The organism is Denitrificimonas caeni DSM 24390, assembly GCF_000421765.1.
In the GTDB taxonomy this organism is placed as follows: domain Bacteria; phylum Pseudomonadota; class Gammaproteobacteria; order Pseudomonadales; family Pseudomonadaceae; genus Denitrificimonas; species Denitrificimonas caeni.
In genome coordinates this window covers 315,474-333,510 of sequence record NZ_ATXQ01000002.1, presented here as the reverse complement: position 1 = coordinate 333,510, position 18,037 = coordinate 315,474, and the positions used below count along the sequence as shown (strand labels likewise).

At 47.7% G+C, this 18,037-nt stretch carries 15 protein-coding genes; 9 read left to right on the top strand and 6 right to left on the bottom strand.

The annotated features are described in order from the left end of the window. Positions 1 to 28: 28 nt before the first annotated feature. From H591_RS0104490 to H591_RS0104460, 7 genes are all read left to right on the top strand, one after another. Positions 29 to 3,082 carry an efflux RND transporter permease subunit gene (locus H591_RS0104490; protein ID WP_022965756.1) on the top strand — a complete coding sequence of 1,018 codons (3,054 nt, stop codon included), beginning with the start codon at positions 29 to 31 and terminating at the stop codon, positions 3,080 to 3,082. A gap of 664 nt (positions 3,083 to 3,746) precedes the next feature. Beyond that, complete coding sequence (locus H591_RS0104485) at positions 3,747 to 5,096, top strand: COG3014 family protein (RefSeq protein ID WP_051145797.1); 1,350 nt, start codon at positions 3,747 to 3,749, stop codon at positions 5,094 to 5,096. 4 nt (positions 5,097 to 5,100) lie between these two features. Beyond that, positions 5,101 to 5,463: a DUF1425 domain-containing protein gene (locus tag H591_RS0104480; RefSeq protein WP_156853124.1), complete on the top strand. Its 363-nt coding sequence runs from the start codon at positions 5,101 to 5,103 to the stop codon at positions 5,461 to 5,463. A gap of 15 nt (positions 5,464 to 5,478) precedes the next feature. After that, positions 5,479 to 6,102, top strand: a complete 624-nt coding sequence (gene lpoB, locus H591_RS0104475) for a penicillin-binding protein activator LpoB (protein WP_022965753.1) — start codon at positions 5,479 to 5,481, stop codon at positions 6,100 to 6,102. 18 nt (positions 6,103 to 6,120) lie between these two features. Next, positions 6,121 to 7,512 carry a DUF6844 domain-containing protein gene (locus H591_RS15960; protein ID WP_028244176.1) on the top strand — a complete coding sequence of 464 codons (1,392 nt, stop codon included), beginning with the start codon at positions 6,121 to 6,123 and terminating at the stop codon, positions 7,510 to 7,512. 10 nt (positions 7,513 to 7,522) lie between these two features. Beyond that, entirely contained in the window at positions 7,523 to 8,719 is a 1,197-nt protein-coding gene (locus H591_RS0104465; RefSeq protein WP_022965751.1) for a hypothetical protein, read from the top strand. 76 nt (positions 8,720 to 8,795) lie between these two features. Continuing rightward, positions 8,796 to 9,158 carry a hypothetical protein gene (locus H591_RS0104460; protein ID WP_022965750.1) on the top strand — a complete coding sequence of 121 codons (363 nt, stop codon included), beginning with the start codon at positions 8,796 to 8,798 and terminating at the stop codon, positions 9,156 to 9,158. A gap of 112 nt (positions 9,159 to 9,270) precedes the next feature. Here the strand turns inward: H591_RS0104460 and H591_RS0104455 are convergent, their stop codons facing one another. Further along, on the bottom strand, positions 9,271 to 10,059 hold the full coding sequence (locus tag H591_RS0104455; protein WP_022965749.1) for a crotonase/enoyl-CoA hydratase family protein: 789 nt from the start codon (positions 10,057 to 10,059) through the stop codon (positions 9,271 to 9,273). Positions 10,060 to 10,144: 85 nt separating this feature from the next. Next, a complete protein-coding gene (locus H591_RS0104450) occupies positions 10,145 to 11,935 on the bottom strand; it encodes an acyl-CoA dehydrogenase (RefSeq protein WP_022965748.1) in 1,791 nt (596 codons plus the stop codon). Between the two features lie 107 nt (positions 11,936 to 12,042). Between H591_RS0104450 and H591_RS0104445 the strand changes: the two genes are divergently transcribed. Next, positions 12,043 to 13,020, top strand: coding sequence for a GlxA family transcriptional regulator (locus H591_RS0104445; protein WP_022965747.1), 978 nt, complete (start codon positions 12,043 to 12,045; stop codon positions 13,018 to 13,020). Positions 13,021 to 13,059: 39 nt separating this feature from the next. Here H591_RS0104445 and H591_RS0104440 read toward each other — a convergent pair whose 3' ends face one another. The 4 genes from H591_RS0104440 to H591_RS0104425 form a co-directional block, all read right to left on the bottom strand. Continuing rightward, on the bottom strand, positions 13,060 to 14,451 hold the full coding sequence (locus tag H591_RS0104440; RefSeq protein ID WP_022965746.1) for a 4Fe-4S binding protein: 1,392 nt from the start codon (positions 14,449 to 14,451) through the stop codon (positions 13,060 to 13,062). Between the two features lie 8 nt (positions 14,452 to 14,459). Next, on the bottom strand, positions 14,460 to 15,329 hold the full coding sequence (locus H591_RS0104435; protein ID WP_022965745.1) for an FTR1 family iron permease: 870 nt from the start codon (positions 15,327 to 15,329) through the stop codon (positions 14,460 to 14,462). 3 nt (positions 15,330 to 15,332) lie between these two features. Continuing rightward, positions 15,333 to 15,659, bottom strand: a complete 327-nt coding sequence (locus H591_RS0104430) for a cupredoxin domain-containing protein (protein WP_022965744.1) — start codon at positions 15,657 to 15,659, stop codon at positions 15,333 to 15,335. Positions 15,660 to 15,725: 66 nt separating this feature from the next. After that, positions 15,726 to 16,280 (bottom strand): iron transporter, encoded by a 555-nt coding sequence (locus H591_RS0104425; RefSeq protein ID WP_022965743.1) that lies wholly within the window; start codon positions 16,278 to 16,280, stop codon positions 15,726 to 15,728. 287 nt (positions 16,281 to 16,567) lie between these two features. On the opposite strand from H591_RS0104425, the gene H591_RS0104420 reads away from it, so the two are divergent. After that, on the top strand, positions 16,568 to 18,022 hold the full coding sequence (locus tag H591_RS0104420; RefSeq protein WP_022965742.1) for a YfcC family protein: 1,455 nt from the start codon (positions 16,568 to 16,570) through the stop codon (positions 18,020 to 18,022). Positions 18,023 to 18,037 lie beyond the last annotated feature (15 nt).

Below are 18,037 nucleotides of genomic sequence, written 5' to 3'. Positions count from 1 at the left end.
TGAGCATAAATATAGGGCGTATAGATCAGTGAATATTGCTAAACAAACACTCGCTAAACGCACCATCGCTTGGATGGTTGTGGTCTTGGTGTTGCTGGGTGGTTATATCAGCTATGAAAAACTCGGCCGTTTCGAAGATCCTGAGTTTGTGATTCGTCAAGCGGCGATTACCACCCTTTATCCAGGGGCACTACCTGAGCAAGTTGCTGAAGAAGTGACCGAGGTGATTGAAGAAGCGGTACAGCAGCTGCAAGAAATTAAAGAGGTCACTTCAGTTTCAAGGATGGGCAATTCTTTAGTGAAAGTTGAGATTGAACTGGAGTTTTCGCCAACCAAAGCAGAGCTTGAACAGGTGTGGGATAAGCTCAGACGCAAAGTCGAAGATGCTCAGAGAAAACTCCCTCCTGGTGCACAAGCCTCGATCGTTAATGATGATTTTGGCGATGTGTATGCACTGTTTTTTGCGGTAACGGGTGAAGGCTATTCTTTAAAAGAGATAAAAGATTACCTCGACACCCTTGAACGCGAGCTATTGCAAGTGCCTGGCGTGGCCCGCGTTGCAACCTTAGGTGAGCCTGAAGAAGCTATATTTATTGAAATTGCGTCGGCAAAAGCTGCGCAGTTGGGGATTGCGCAAGATGATATCTATCAATCCTTGCGCCAACAAAATGTGATCACCGACTCAGGTAACTTATTGATTGGTCCACAGCGCGTGCATTTTAGTCCGCGAGGACAAGTTGATTCGGTGCAAGCGTTAGGAAATATTGCTTTGAGTTCGCCCAGCGGCGAACAGGTGATTTTCTTAAAAGATATCGCCAAAATTACCCGTTCAACCATTGAGCCGCCGCGCGCCTTAATGAACTATGACGGTCAACCTGCGATTGGCTTAGGCATCTCGCAAGTTGCTGGTGGTAATGTGGTAGATGTCGGTGATGCAGTGCGTGCCCGTTTAAAGCAGTTGGACTCGCAGCGCCCAGTCGGCATTGATCTGCATATTGTTTCCTACCAATCTGATTCAGTACGTGAAGCGGTTGATGGTTTTGTCGCCAATTTGGCTGCCGCCGTGGCTATTGTGGTGCTGGTGCTAATCCTGTTTATGGGTTGGCGCAGTGGCGTGATTGTCGGCAGCGTTTTATTACTGACAGTGGCGGGCACTCTGATTGCGATGTATATGGATGACATTGCCATGCAGCGGGTCTCGCTGGGTGCGTTGATTATTGCCCTCGGTATGTTGGTGGATAACGCCATAGTTGTGACCGACGGCATTCTGGTGCGTATGCAAAAAGGCGAGGCGGCTGAAAGTGCTGCAATTGCTGTGGTCAAAGGCACGCAGTTTCCGCTGCTGGGCGGTACCGTCGTTGGCATTCTGGCCTTTAGTGCCATCGGTTTGTCGCCAACGGATATGGGCGAATATGCTGGTTCGTTGTTCTGGGTGATTCTCTATTCGATGATGCTCAGTTGGTTATTTGCCGTGACCTTAACGCCGCTGCTGTGCGTCGCTTGGCTGAAAGTTAAAGTCAAAGCTGAAGGCGAAACAGAAAAACAAACAGGTATTTTATACCGCTACCGCCGCCTATTGAATGTGGCGCTACGCAAGCGCTTATTGACCGGTGCGATTATGCTCGGTTTATTAGTGAGTGCGATTTTTGGATTTAATTGGGTTAAGCCTGGTTTTATGCCGGACTCAGCGCGCCCTCAATTTGTGGTGGACATGTATTTATCACAAGGCTCTGACATCCGCGAAACGGCGCAAGAGTTGGAGCGCATGGCTGAGCATGTGCAGGATAAAGAGGGTGTGACGCATATCACTCGATTTGTTGGGCAAGGTGGTTTGCGTTTTATGCTGACTTATAGCCCTGAAGACCCTAATAGCAGCTATGGTCAGCTTTTAATTGATGTGGAAGATGCGACTGGTATTGCTGAACTCGTGGATGAATTACAGACAGAGCTCTCTGAGCGTCATCCGTTAGCAGAAATTAAGGTCTGGAAGTTTATGCTTGGCCGTGGTGGTGGTAAGAAAATTGAAGTGGCTTTTAAAGGTCCAGATCCAGTGGTGCTGCGCCAGTTGGCTGAGCAAGCAAAAACTATTATGGCGGCTGATCCCGGAGCGATTGCTGTTCAGGATGACTGGCGTGATAAAACGCCAGTGCTGCGGCCCGTTGTTGATGAAGTGGCCGCGCGCCGAGCTGGTGTGGATATTACCCAGATCAGTCAAGCATTGAACCGCGCCTTTACCGGTGAGCGTGTGGGGGTTTATCGCGAAAAAGATAAGCTGATACCGATTATCGCGCGCGCACCCTATAGCGAACGCTCACAAGCACAAGATGTAGAAAACGTGCAAGTATATAGTCCTACTGCAGAAAAACACTTACCGATCAGTCAGTTGGTGAGTGATGTAAAGGTTGAGTGGACAGATGCTATTTTGCGTCGAGTGGACCGCTTTCCAACCATTATGGCGCAGACTGATCCGCTCCCGGGGCAGCAGGCCGATCCTTTATTTAATCGACTTAAACCTAAAGTTGAAGCGATCGAGTTGCCTCCGGGCTACAGCTTGGAATGGCACGGTGAGTATAAAGACTCGAATGAATCCAATGAAGGTTTAGCGATATCTGCTCCTTATGGTTTTACCGCGATGATTTTGGCCGTAGTGCTTATGTTTAATGCGCTGCGCCAACCTTTGGTCATTTGGTTAACTGCACCATTAGCAATTATTGGTGTGACTGTGGGCTTAGTGATTTTCCAAGTGCCGTTTGAGTTTATGGCGATCTTAGGTTGCTTGAGTCTAGTCGGGATGTTGGTGAAAAACTCGATTGTCTTGGTCGACCAGGCCGATGTGGAAATTAGTGAAGGTAAGCCTGGCTTTACCGCAGTGATTGACGCCTCGGTCAGCCGTGCACGGCCCGTCTTTCTTGGCGCTTTTACTACGATCCTCGGTGTGGCTCCATTGCTGTTTGATCCATTCTTTAAGAGCATGGCCGTGGTGATTATGTTTGGTTTGACCTTTGCTACGATCTTAACTTTGGTGGTGGTGCCATTGTTGTATGTGGTGGTTTTCCGCTTACCGGCAGAACCTGTTGACTGACGAATAAACTATATCGGTTGTATATACAGAATAAAAAACGCTTTTCTTGGCGTTTTTTATTCTGTGAGTTTTTTAATGATGAATTGCATAAGCACCATTCTCTTTGCCTGAGTAAAGGTTTTAGCCTCCTACTATTAAGACTTTAGTTGATAGAGTTTTCTCGCTTTTACTCTGCATGAAACTGCTAAATCTGAGTCTTCACAGAGCGTGGATGAGTGACTTACTGGTTAAAATAGCGGCTTTAAAATCAGGGTAAAGCGAAATCACCAGTCGTAACCTGCCTCACAGAGTTACTACCTGTTTTTTTTGGATAGTATAAAAAGCCTGCAGTATTTGTAGGCGGTGCTAAAGAGACTTGTGCAACCAAGAAGTTTCTTTGATGGCTAATGGCCGCTTTATACCGTTTCGTAAATTGACATTGAAACATCTTTGCCTATAATCGAGCCGCTAAACCGTGACGCAAGACTCGTTTTTTCAATATGAGTTCCCTTGCTCCATTAAAATATTCATTAAGCGTCTATAGGGATATTCTTTGTAGACGGGATTTTTAATAAAATTCAAGAAAGATAAGGACTGTCTTGCCCATTTATCCCTTCTTAATACCCATGAGTTCATGCTCATTTTTGAGCATGAGCACAGTGTTGCTCTATCTAAAGGAAAAACCATGAAAAGGATTGCTTTTACAGTGTCATTGACCATTGCATTGATGGGTTGTGCAGGTCATGAGCAAAAAAGTAAAGATTTTGAGAATGCTTTGGCGAACAAGTTTTGTTCAGATAATTTTTTTGCTGAGCATGAAGCAAAAATCAAACGCAACAGTGATGTCATTTACACTGGTATTAATGCTGGATTGGTAGCGCGCAGCTGCCAAGGCTATGAAAAGAGCAACATGTTTTTTGATGCGGCCGAAGAGTCCTACAAGAACGATGTAGACTTGCAGAATATAGCCAATAAAGGCGCCAAAACAGTCATGGCTACTTTGGTTAATGACAATATGTTTGACTATAAAGGCTCTTTGTATGAGCGAATTATGGTTAATAGCTACAAAGGCCTGAACTACATGAGTTTGGGCGATTATGACAATGCTCGTGTCGAATTTAATCGTGCACTGCTAAGACAAGATAAAGCCAAAGAGTACTTTGCTAAGCAAGTTGAGCAGAACAGAGCAAAACTTGATGAATCAAAAAAATTCACTGACAAAGAAAATCTAGACAACAGTTCATCGCAGATCATGTCTAAATACGATGGTTTCTTTAAAGAATTTGATACCACCAAAGATTTTGTCAACCCCTATGCGACATACTTGGCTTCCGTTTTCTTCTACATGGAGAAAGATTACGGTAAAGCCGCTGATTTATTTAAAGAAGTAGCCATCATTAATCCAGATGACAAACAGATTCAAAAACAGCTGCAGTTATTTGATAAGCGTGCCAATGCAGTGACCACAAAGAAAGCCAAGAACTATATTTTTGTATCTTATGAAGATGGTTTTGGTGCTATTAAAGAAGAGTTTAAGTTTACCTTGCCGCTGATCATCGATCGTAAAGTGATTACTAGCACCTTTGCTATGCCAACGTTGAAAAAACGCGAAGCATCGTTTGGTGAACTTAAAGTGAACAATGTAGCAACCAGTCAAGTTGTTGATTTTGATAGCGTTGTTGCAACTGAGTTCAAAATTAATTTGCCTGCGGAAATCACTAAATCAGTTGCTTCTACCGTTGTGAAAACAGCGTTAAACGTGGCTGTTGCTAAAAATGACACAACCGGTGGTTTCCTTGCTCTTGCCAGTAGTATCGCTACGACAGTTGCGACTCAAGCCGATGTAAGAAGCTGGCGCGGATTGCCAAAAACAGCTTCAGTCAGCATGCATGAGAATAAAGGTAAGGTTGAAATTCTTGCCGCCAATGGTGAGGAAATATTTAGCCAGAAAGTTGATAAAAATAAAAACGTGCTGATTGTTGTACGTTCTTTTGCACCTTATCTGCCCACTCAAGTCAGCGTAATCGAAAGGTAAACCCATGCATTTAAAAAAGATATTCGTTTGCTGCGCAGTCATGTTGTTGCTCAATGGCTGTTCACCAAGTCTTATTCATATTCAGGATCAGGCTGTCACTGCAGACTCTCGTTACCCGCAATATGTCACTGATATTCAAAGCAGAACCAATGCCAACGGAATATTGGAAGTGCAGATTACGTTCCAAAGCTCCAAGTCGCGTACGATCAATTACAAAGTTGAATGGCTGGACGATCAAGGCTATGGCTTGCGCAATCCTATCGATGAGCGCTACCGAGCATTAAGCCTGACGCGTAACGAAAGCTATGTCATGCATAAGCTTGCCAGCGATAAAAGAGCAAAAGACATTAAAGTCCACATCAAATAAACAAGGAAAGATACGGTGAGAAAATTTAAATTAGCAACAGCAGTACTGGCCGCCACGTTAGTGCTAACCGGCTGTTCGCAGATGAGTTACACGGATGGTTCGGCTGCGCAGGTTAAAAAAGGCAATGCTTTATCGCTTGGTTTAGACCGTGAAGATTTTGATAATGCCGCTGAAACCATGATCCAAAGCATGCTCAGTGATCCGGCCTTTGTCGGTATCGCCCCAGGCCAACGTAAAGTTGTGGCCATTGGACGCGTATTAAACGACACACCGCAACGCATTGATACCGAGAAACTAACAGCCAAAATTACCTCAGCGCTTCGCCGTTCTGGCAAGTTTGTGTTGACCTCTGCCGTTGCTGCAGGCGGTGCATTAGACAGCATGAGCGAAGATGTGCGTGAGCTGCGCGATAATTCTGAGTTCAATCAGAAGACCATCGCCAAGTCAGGCACTTTGGTTGCGCCTGACTTCTCGCTAGCCGGGAAAATTCGCCAAGACAACGTTAAGCTCGCTAACGGTAAAGTACAGGTTGAGTATTTCTTTCTACTGCGTATGACTGACCTCAACAGTGGTTTGGTGTATTGGGAAGATGAACAGACCATCGATAAGACAGGCTCATCTAAATCAGTTAGCTGGTAATAACGTAGGGATATGACAATGAAAAAAATAACAGGTGTTGTTTTAGCATGCCTTATGGCAGCCCATGTAACTGCAGAAGAGTCAGATGTGTCAGTTGGACAAGCTGCTGAGCCGCAAGCTCAACCACAGGTCAGCAGTACTGCCGTTGTGCAGTCGGATATTGAAGAGCAAAACGCGCTCTCTGATTCCAGCACTAAAGATATTACTCCGAAGTCGCTGAATGATTTTTTTGATGAGTTTGCTGATCAGCATGACATTAATTACGGCGAAGATAATAACGGCAAAGTTTTCTTTAGCGGCCGTGCAACCGTGGCTTTGGCTGCCACTGATCCGTCTTTTGCTAAAGCATTAAATTTAGCCTTTGATAATGCGATGCTCAATATGCAGGCTGAGTTTGTGCGCAATGCATTTGGTCGTCAGTCAAGCGAACTTAAGCAAACGTTGTTTAGTGATGATTCCACTAATGCTCGTGAGTTTGAAAAGTTGCCTGCTGAAGGCCGCTTTGCGCAGTTATTAGATAAGGCTGTAAAACTGACAGGTGCAAAACTAGATAGCGCATTGCAAGAAATGGGTGTTGAAGCTGCTGGTTTAACTGAAGAACGCAAAAAAGTATTGTTTGCTGATGCTTTAGTGCAAAAAATCAGTGAAAGTGCGTTTGGTAGCATGCAAGGTTTAGTTCCAGTACAAACGAGCATGACGCAAGTCAGTGCTGATCATTACGAGGTCGGCGTTATTGCTGTGATGTCTGGAAAAACCCGACAGGTTGCAAGCGATATGCGTCAGAAGCGTGCGTCGTTGATTACTGGTAAGGGTCGTCAAGTTAAAGATGTCTTGCCAGAGAAAAACGATGGTTATATCAGTGAGCATGGTATTCGCCTGATTTACAATGAAAGTGGCGCGCCAGTGATTATCAGCTACGGTCAGTGGAGCTATCAGCCAGATAGCGATCCGTACATGAATAACCGTAAGAAAGAAGTCGCTACTGATCAAGCAACTTCACGTGCTGACGCTGCTGTATCTGCTTTTATTAATACCGCGATTCAGTTCAAGCGTAGCTCGGAAAGTAGCGCCCAGATTGAACGTAGCATTACCGAAACTGTGAATGGCAACGATACCTCGCTGAGTGAGAAAACAGCGAAAGATATTATTGATATTACCAACAAGGAAATCACTTCACGTTCAGACATGAACTTGCGTGGTTTGCGTACTGTGAAACGTTGGGACGCGAAAGACGCTAACGGTGTTGTTTATGTCGGTGTGGTGCGTATGTATTCACACGCTAACGTAGAAAATACCAATCAAATGGTTGCTCCGTTGTCTTCGCAAGGATCTAAGGCTCAGAGCACTCCTAAATCGAGTCAGAGTGTGACGCGCAAAAGCCGTGTGGTAAACGACATGGACGACTTCTAAGGACTCACTTATGTTAAGACTCATATTATGTCTGGTCTGTACACTTAGCTTGTCGTTTACAGCTCAAGCGCAGGTGATTACCAAAACCACTACCCAAAGCAGCAGCGGTGAAGGCAGTGGTATCACCCGTGAAGAGGCGGTTAATAATGCGGTTATCGAGGCGATTTCTAAGCTGCAAGGTGTGAAAATCAAATCGATGAAGTCGACTAGCTTGCACATGAAAACCAGCTCTAAAGATGGCACTGTCTTACAGGACGCCTATAGTGATGAAATCTCTAAGGTGACCAATGGTCGCGCGGACTCTTACGAGGTCAATAGCGTGCACCAAGACACCGATGGTCGTTACATTGCTAACGTTACGATACGCAATACCAAAACTAGTAAAAGCTATAAAGCTCCTGGTCTTAGCGCAGACAGTAGAAGGAGCATTACTGTTCTGGGCAATGCCAGTGGTGGCTATTACGAGCTTAACGAAACGCTCAAGCAGAAATTTATTAATAAATTTGTGCAGAGCCGTAAGTTTAATGTGTTGGACCGTCAACACGGTAATCTCTACGCCATGGAGAAAGCTTTTATCCAAAGCGGCAATGCCATGAGCGATGAGATTTATAAGCTGGGCAACGGTTTAGGTACAGACTATATGTTTGTTTATACCGTGACCGCAGCTGAAGCGAGTTCAAAAACAAGTAACCTGACTGGACGTGAGAAAATCAAAGCGCAGTTATCAATTGACTATCAAGTGATCCTGTTTGCTACGCGCCAAGTTAAATTCGCCAACACCTTGAGTGTGGATGCTGATCTTAAAGATGGCAGTCTCAAGTCAACACATAGCGCACTTGATGGTGTGGTCGGGAAAATCACCAATCAAGTGCTGGAAGCGATCTATCCACTGCGCGTGGCCGATATGGATGGCAGTGAGTTGGTGTTCTCTCAAGAGTTGGTCACTGGTGATATCTACGAGTGTTTCAGCGAAGGTGCTGTAGTGCATGATGCCTACACCAAAGAAAAAGCAGGTCGGGTGGAAAGCAAAACGGGTGTGATTGAAGTGGTGCGTACCACTAACAAACTGTCTTATGCGAAAATTACTGAAGGTTCAGTGGTGAAAGGCAGTGTGTGCCGTTCACAAGGTGGATCAGCAGGTTACGCTGAAGGCCGCGAAGCCAATTACCAACTGAACGACGGTGGCGGTGTACAACTGGGCTTCTAATTGATTGAAAGCCACTTTGTTTAAGCAAGGTGGCTTTTTCTATAATGATGGATGATGCGTGAAACAAGGAGTCACTATGAAAGCAGTAAAAGGTTTTACAAAGCTAGGATTGGTTTTTGGCATGGCTGCAGCACTGGCTGCTTGTGGTGGAGGCCCATCAGATGCTGAAGTGCGTAAGGTAATTGAAGATCAGGTTGCAAGTGAACTAGCACAAGTTTCAGACATAGCAGGTGTTAAAGATTCTGGTATGGAAGAGATGGTGTCGAGCATGATGCCTAAAATCGAAAATATATCGCCACAAGGTTGTAAGTCTTCTGATAACGATGCGTATCTGTGCACTGTTGAAGTCACCGCGACAATGATGGGGCAGACACAAACCAATATGCAGGATCTGCGTTTAAAGAAAAATAAATCAGGTGAGTGGAAAATTATTCGCTGATTGACGTTTACTATTAGTCATAGTTTTCGTGTTTACATTGAAACGCGCAGTCAGCTCGGTTGGCTGCGCGTTTTTTGATCTGAGATATAGCGCCAGTAAAGCGCACGAGTTATTAGCGCCCTGTAAACACCGCTGCACGGCGTTCCAAAAATGAGCGCACACCTTCGGCGGCATCCTCGCTGGCCATGACCTTGGCCAAATCATCAAACACCTCGGATAATGCGGCGCTATCGCCATGCAAACGCGCAAGCTTTGCGGATGTCAGTGCGGCCTGTACGCCCAGTGGTGCCGCTGCCGCGACTTTACACGCCAGCTCGCGGGCGCGCTGGTGGAGATGTTCTGGCTCGCACAGTTCCGTGAGCATGCCCCAGTCATAGGCTTGTTGGCCGTTAAACTCATCACCGGTCAGCAAGTAACGCTGCGCCCGCGCCCAGCCAATCTCTGCAGGTAAACGTACCGTGCCGCCGCCACAAGGGTAAATACCGCGCTGCACTTCCAGTTGCGCGAAACGTGTTGCAGCGGTGGCCAGACGGATCTCGGTATTGAGTAGCAACTCAAGACCTGAGGTGTAGCACAAACCTTGTACAGCAATGATTAAGGGTTTGGTCAAAGTTTCGCCAGCAATGCCATAGGGGTCGATTTCATCGTGCGCCATGTCGGGGGCTTGGCCTGTGGCAAAGATCGGTGCCCACTTATCCAGCTCTAAACCGGCGGTAAAGTGCTTGCCGTTGGCTTGGATAACACCGACGCGCAGTTCGCTGTCATGCTGCAGGCGATACAGTGCCTGCGCCAACAGATGGAAACTTTCAGGATCCAGTGCATTGAGTTTTTCTGGGCGGTTGAAGGTGATCGTCAGAATATGCTCACTGGCCTCAACCAACACTTTGTTTTCGCTGCTCATGGCTGCTCCTTAATTGACTAAAGGCGCGCTGAACAATGCTCTGGCGTGTTACCCAGAATATTCAGCGCGATCCGTTGAACATAACCTAGAACCAAGCACTTTGCATATCTAAGCAGCTGCGATCAAAACGCTGCAGTAAACGTGCTTGCAGTTCTATTTCTGGCATTTCCCAGCGCACAAAGTAGTGCGCCGCTTGTAACTTGCCGGCAACAAAGTCGCTGTCCTCAGCGTTGCTGGAGCCTGCAAAGGTGGCCAAGGCTTTATCGGCCATCTCCAACCACAGCCAGCCGACCACGGTCTTACCCAGCATGTCTAAGAACACTGCAGAGTTGGCCAGCGCTTCCTCGACTTGACCGGCTTGCATCGCAGCACCGAGCTTCAAGGTGGTGGTTTGTACCAGGGTTAAGTAGTGTTCGAACTCGCTGACCAGTTCGCCCAGTTGCGGTTTCTGTGCTGCCGCGGCGAGGGTGCTGTGCATGCGCGCCATTAACAGCTTCAAACCTTTGCCGTTGTGCTGCCAGAGTTTACGGCCTAATAAATCCAGAGATTGAATGCCATGAGTACCTTCATGAATCGGATTTAAACGGTTATCGCGGTAGCACTGTTCCACTGGATATTCACGGGTATAACCGGCGCCGCCGAGCACTTGAATGGCCAGATCATTGGCACGCGGACCATAAAATGACGGAAAAGATTTAACGATTGGTGTCAGTAAATCGAGCAAGATACCGGCATCGCCATCGCTACCGGCTTCTTGCTCATCGACCAAGCGTGCCGCCAGTAAACACAGCGCCAGCGAGCCTTCTACGTAAGCTTTTTGTGCTAACAGCATGCGCTTTACATCGGTGTGTTCGATGATGTTAATGGGCTTGCTGTCTGGGCCTTTTTCAGTAACACAGCGGCCTTGTGGGCGGTTGCGGGCGTAATCCAGTGAGGCTAAATAACCGCGATAACCGATCATTGCCGCGCCTAAACCTACGCCAATGCGTGCTTCGTTCATCATCTTGAACATGTACATCAAGCCTTTACCTGCTTCACCCAGCAGGTAACCGACGCACTGATCTTGTTCGCCAAAATTGAGCACGGTCGAGGTGGTGCCGCGATAGCCCATCTTATGCAGCAAACCCGCCAGTTGCACATCGTTACGCTCAGCTAACGAGCCATCCGGGTGGGTCATCACTTTCGGCACAATAAACAGCGAGATGCCTTTAACGCCTTTCTCAGCACCTTCAATGCGCGCCAAAACCAAGTGCACGATGTTCTCGGTGATGTCTTGATCACCACCAGAGATGTACATTTTTTGCCCCTTGATACGGTAACTGCCATCAGCAGCGGGTACGGCTTTCGTGCTCAAATCGCCCAAGGATGAACCTACATCCGGTTCGGTTAAAGCCATGGTTCCCGAAAAACGACCGCTAAACATCGCTGGAATAAACATGGCTTTTTGTTCATCACTGCCAAAAGCATGAATCACATTGGCGGCGGCGCTGGTTAAAAATGGATAGCCTGCAGTCGATGGGTTGGCCGACATAAAAAAGCTGTTAGCGGCCATGTGCAGCAACGACGGTAATTGCATACCACCCTCGGCATAGTCATGCCGGGCACAGAGCAAACCTGATTCGGCAAAGTGTCGCCACGCGTCTTTTACTTCAGCAATGGTGGTGACATGCGTGCCATCAAACTGTGGCTCGTTAGCATCGGCTTTGGCGTTATGCGGGGCAAAGTAGTCAGTGGCGATACGCTCTGCGGTGGTTAAGATGCTGTCAAAGGTGGTGCGGTCATGCTCAGCAAAGCGCGGTAACTGGGTCAGTTGCTCAGCGTTAAATACGTTATAGAGGAGAAACTCTAAATCTTTATTATTGATAAGTTTCGACACCTTGAACTCCAACGACAGAAAAAGTGGGCTTGTGAACGAGTATCAACCTTGTTGCGGACAAAGATAATTGTCAATATGGCCACTCTTGGGGCTAAAAGTGACAAGCTATGCTGAATATCATAGTGCTTGGTTTTGATTCGGCTTTGGCTTCGGCCATTACCGGGGTGATGGATTTGTTCGCTTTGGCTGGGGTGACTTGGAATCGAGTGCAGGGCGAGGAAGTGGGGCGGCACTTTAATGTGCGCATTGCCAGCCCTGATGGTCAGCCGATTCGCTGCATCAATGGCATTCAAATCGCTGCGCAGCTGAGTTACGCCGACATCGTGCAGGTGGATGCGATCATTGTGCCGACCATCGGTGGGCCAATCGATGAGGTGCTGGCGCAGAATTCAGAGCTGTTAGCTTTATTGCAGTATGCCAATCAGCAGAGCTGGACCATTGCCGGCAATTGCACCGGCAATTTTCTCTTGGCTGAAGCAGGCATTCTCAATGGCCGCTGTGCGACCACTCATTGGGGCTTTAAACAGCAGTTTGCCGAGCGTTATCTAGCGGTGCAGTTAACTGCAGAGCAACTGATTACCCGCGATGAGCATATTTATTGTGCAGGCGGTGGTTTGGCGTGGTTTGACTTAGGCCTACATATGATTGAGCGTTTTGTCGGTTTTGACGTGGCCCTGCAAACCGCTAAAGCCTTTGTGATTGATTACCGCCGTGACAGCCAGTTGTCGTATTCCCTGATGCGTTTAGCCAAGCCGCACAAAGACGAATTGGTCAAGCAGGTGCAAGAGTGGCTGCAAGCGCATTATGCGCAACGTTTTACTTTGGATGAGTTGGCGCAACGTTTTAATGTCTCGAAACGCACGCTGATCAGGCGTTTTAATACCGCCTTAGACAGCCCACCCAATGCGTATCTGCAGTCTCTGCGCATTGAAGCCGCACAGAAACTGTTGGAAGAAACCGAGCTCAGTGTGGATCTGGTGATGTCGCAAGTGGGCTATGAAGATGCCAGTTCGTTTCGGCGTTTATTTCGCAACAGAACTGGCGTGACCCCTACAGAATACCGCAAGCGCTTTAGTCGACGTTAAACCGCGTGAACCATTCATGCGTCCTTTTCTAGCAGTAGATTACCACCACCAAAACATCAAGCCCCAGGCGCTATTCACCACCGCCAGTGCCGCTAAGACAGCGCAGAATGACACCATTAAACGCCAGCCCGAAGTCCACAGCTGTAAAATCCTAAAACCCAGCCAGGCCACTGTACAACTGGACACCACCAGCAGTAGCAAACGAACGTCGTTCGCCCACCAGGTACTGATGCCTTCATGTTTGATTAACGACAAGGTGGTGGCGGATAAACCCAAGAATACGCCTGCACCGGCAATGGGGATAAAAGCTTGCGCCAGATGATAGATGCGTTGTCGACTGACGTGGCCAGCAATCGCCGTAGCAGCAGTCAAACAGGCCAAAAGAGCCGTGCCCATCACAGCTGCCGTGGCAAGAATATAGGTGAGGATGCACAAACCATCCAGCCAAGAGAAAACATCATTGTTTTCTGGGTAGTGAGTCAAGACAAACCACGGGGCATTGTTATCAAGAATCCACCAGATTTCATGGTTGATAAAAAACTCAGCCAAGGTCAATTTGTATTGGATAAACAGCGGGCTCATGGTCCAGTGAAAAGCGCCGATGGCGATACCCAGTAAGCCATACAGAATCAAAGCCATTTGCCAGAAAGTCGCTTCGCTCGCGCCAAGACGTACCACTTCATCCATTGGCGAGCGAAAGCTTAAATCAATCGCATTGTGATGACCGCTGCAGCGTCCGCACATGTGGCAACCACTGCTGCCTTGCATGCTGCGCAACGGCTGCAAAGGCGCGCAATTGACCTGCGCAACTTTAATTAGATTGGCTTTTTCATATTGACGATTTTCATCCCAAGCAACTTTATCGACCTTGTAATACACCGGCGCTAATTTTGCCAGCAAGGCAAACACACCATTGACCGGGCACAAATAATTGCACCATGCACGTTTGTTTTTTGCGTATAAAAAACCGACGATGATCGCCGCAACCGTTGAACCACCCAGCACTAACAGCACCGCCCAAGGGTATTGGTAAACGCTGACCAACTGCCCATAGATTGTGGTTAGGGCAAAGGCGGTAAATGGCCAACCTCCCCAGCGCATCCATTTTGGAATCGGTCGGCCTAAGCCATTGTTTGAAGCCCACTCAGTCAGCGCACCTTCAGGGCACATCACTCCGCACCAAAAGCGTCCTAGAAAAATCATCGACAGCAAAACAAACGGCCACCAAATACCCCAGAAACAGAACTGGGCAAACACCGTAAGATTGTTAAGTATGCGCGCATCGTTATCCGGTACTGGATAGAAACAGGGAATAATAATCAGAGCGGCATAGAACAGCACGATGAACCACTGAATACCGAGAATCACTTTGCGATGATCGCGCAGCCAATACCCTGCATAGGCGATATAACGAGAGCTTTTACTGTGCATAATGAGCCTTACGCATGCTGTTGCGTCTGTGATTTTGCAAGGTGATTAAGATGAGGTCTGATCACTTTAAATAGGAGGTAGACCGCCAGCCAATACAAGGCAAAGCTGAGCACGCTAAACCATGCCGGCATGGCGCGATAAGCCAACAGAGAGGCAAGCAAGCTGCCGAGTGGGCTGGAATCATCCAAAATGGCAGAGATATCCCAAGCCGGATCGAGCAAAATATCGGGTACGTTCCAGTCATAATTGAGGCTGAACTCGAACGCCCCCTCCATGCCTTTGAGAAACAGCGAAGCACCCAAGCATAATAAAATCGCAGTGGTGACTTTGAAAAAGACCGGCCAAGACAACCAGCGCTGACTGAATTGGAACACATAAAAAGTAGCAAAAGCTAAGAGTAAGCCCAGTGCGCAGGTCAGCAAGAACGGCAGCACAGTGGCGCTGGTTAAACTGAAAATCGTACTGGAGAGAAAGACCACAATTTCACTGCCTTCACGGGCAATGGCAATAGCGGTAATCAAGGTGACGCCCAGCCAATTGGCTTGCTGAACCTGTTTACTCAAGCCCTGTTCCAGATGCTGTTTAAGATGACGACCGTGCTGATTCATCCAGTACACCATCTGCACAATCAATACCGCAGCGGTTAACTGCATCGCGATTAAAAACAGATCGTAGCTATCGCCGGAGAGTAGATTGGATAAACCGTAAATGCTTGCCGCTAAAAACACTGCCAGCAGGCTGCCCAGGGCGACGCCGAGAAGAAGATAACGCTTACCTTTCTGTCCTTCAGGAAAACTGTTTAACCAGGCATACAAAATGCCGATGACCAGCAACGCTTCCATGGCTTCGCGCCAGACTACAAATAATGTTTGACCCATAAGTTACTCTGCGATGACTAAGCCTGCGGGATGATCTAAATGGAAATCATCAAAAAAACTGTATTGGCCGGGACGTAAACGAGCGATGACGACCACTGATTTTGCACCCGGAGCCAAGACTTTTTCTTTGCGCATCTGTGTGCTTTCAAACTCAGCAGGGCTGCTGCCGCTGTTGTGCACTTCAATACGGATGCGGGTGTTGGCTGGCACTGTCAGGGTGCCAGGAATCAACTCGCCGTCTTTCATTTCCAATTGCACGGTAAAGGCGTCTGCAGCACTGACGTTGCAGCTCAGCAGTGCGCAGGCGAAAAATAAGCTCAAATAGCGCATCAGTAGTTCCTTAAAAGTACTTCAGCAAACCGATACTCAAGGCTTTGCTGAAGTAGAACGCATGGATTAATAGCCACCCTTTTTACCGATACCGGCGTAAACAAAGTCCCACGACACCTCAAAGGTTTCCCACCAGGCAGCGACGCCGGTTTCTTTATCAATGTGGCGACCAAAATCAACCTGTGGGTTTTTTGATGGCGGCGAGATGGTGTAGGTGACGCGGTATTTACCCGGTCCTTGCATCTTTACGTTTTCGCCGTAATGGGTGCCGTCATTGGCGACCATTGGCATAAAACTGCCTTCTTGTACTGCGCTTTTACCATCGAGCTTTTGCAGCTGATAGGTGATGCTTAAATACGGTATCCAGTCGCCTTCAGCAAAACCATTGGGATTGTTTTCTGTGGCATGAATATCCGCTTCTAAGTGGATATCAGCATCGACCGCAGGCAGATGGTGAGAATGCCCGCTGCCGTTGTCCATAGTGACAGGCTGCAAATAAACGCCGGCGATTTCCATACCGTTTTTTAAGATCGGCTGACCAACCGGATACTCTTTAGCGAAGGCTTGGCTGGTACATAAGGCAATGGAGCAGGCGAGAGCGAGATGGCTAAATTTCGACATTAAATCAGTCCTTTTTGAAAATAAGCGACGACTGCATTACGCTGCAGTCCAGAGAGATCGATGAAAAGCCTAAACCTGCTGTTAATGAGAATCAATATTGTTTGTGTTGAAAGATTTTCCGCTTTCTTGAATTGTGTATGCCATATCTTCACGGCGACAAATCGTCGCGCGCATCGTTCGTCCTTACGCGCAGACTCGCAAAAGCTTTTGCTAGAAATTGATCTATATCAACGTTTGTTAGCCTAGGAGGTCTAGGCTGGTGTTACGTCTTAGCAGGAGCACATGACATGACCGATCCAACTAAACAACCGCAAGCGCAAGAAATAGAGAAAACGCTAAGTTCGCGATTCCCCACGGCTTACACCATTCTCTTTTTACTGATCATTTTCGTAGCGGCCTTAACCTGGATCATTCCAGCGGGTAAGTACGATCGAGTAATGAGCGATGAAGTGGGTCGGGAGATCGCGGTTCCTGGAACCTATCAGGTGGTTGAAGCGAAACCACAAGGTTTTGTCGATGTCATGCTGGCGCCCACGGCAGGCTTTTATAATCCTGATAGCTATGTCGCGAATGCGATTGATGTGGCGTTATTTGTGCTCTTTCTCGGTGGTTTTTTAGGTGTGATGAATGCCACCGGAGCGATTGATACAGGGATTCGCAGTGCCATGCGGCGCTTGGAAGGCCGCGAACTGTGGATGATCCCGATCCTAATGACGTTGTTTGCTTTTGGTGGCACCACCTACGGTATGGCCGAAGAAACGCTCGCCTTTTATGCCATTTTGATTCCAGTAATTATTTCCGCAGGTTATGACGCGGTGACCGGTGTGGCGATTGTGATGGTCGGAGCGGGGATTGGTGTGTTGGGTTCCACTATTAACCCGTTTGCCACAGTGATTGCAGCGAATGCGGCGAGTATCCCGTTTACCGATGGTATGGGTTTGCGTCTGGTTTTGCTGATTGGCGGTCTGATTATTTGTGCGGTTTATGTGATGCGTTACGCCAAGCGGGTAAAGGAAGATCCTTCGCGCTCGGTGGTGGCTAAACAGTGGGATGCACATCGCGCATACTTTTTACAAAAACACGATGCGAGCGAAGAGAAATCCGTCTTGACCGGGATGCAAAGTATCGCCTTGGTTATTTTTGCGCTCACCTTTGCTGTGATGATTTGGGGTGTTTCCTCACAAGATTGGTGGATGGCACAAATGGGTGGCTTGTTTATGGGGTCAGCCATTTTGATCGGTTTTATTGGTCGTTTAGGTGAGAAAAAACTGACCGAAAGCTTTGTTGATGGTGCGCGCGATTTACTTGGTGTGGCCTTAGTGGTCGGTTTAGCTCGCGGTATTGTGGTGATCATGGAACAGGGCATGATTGCTGACACAATTTTAAACAGTGCAGAAACCACCTTAGGTGGATTACCAGAGTTGGCGTTTATCAACCTGATGTTTTGGATTGAAGTGGGAATGAGCTTCTTTGTGCCGTCTTCTTCTGGTCTCGCCGTTCTGTCGATGCCGATTTTGGCGCCTTTAGCGGACTTCGCCCATGTTGATCGTGCACTGGTGGTGACCGCGTTCCAGTCTGCTAACGGTTTAGTGAACTTAATTAACCCAACCTTTGCCGTGGTTCTGGGAGGTTTGGCCATCGGTCGGGTGTCCTATGACCGATGGTTGGTGTTTGTCTGGCCGCTATTATTGATTTTGACCCTATTTATTACTGCCGTGCTGAGCTTTGGTGCTTTGTTGTAATGAGCCGGCTTTGTT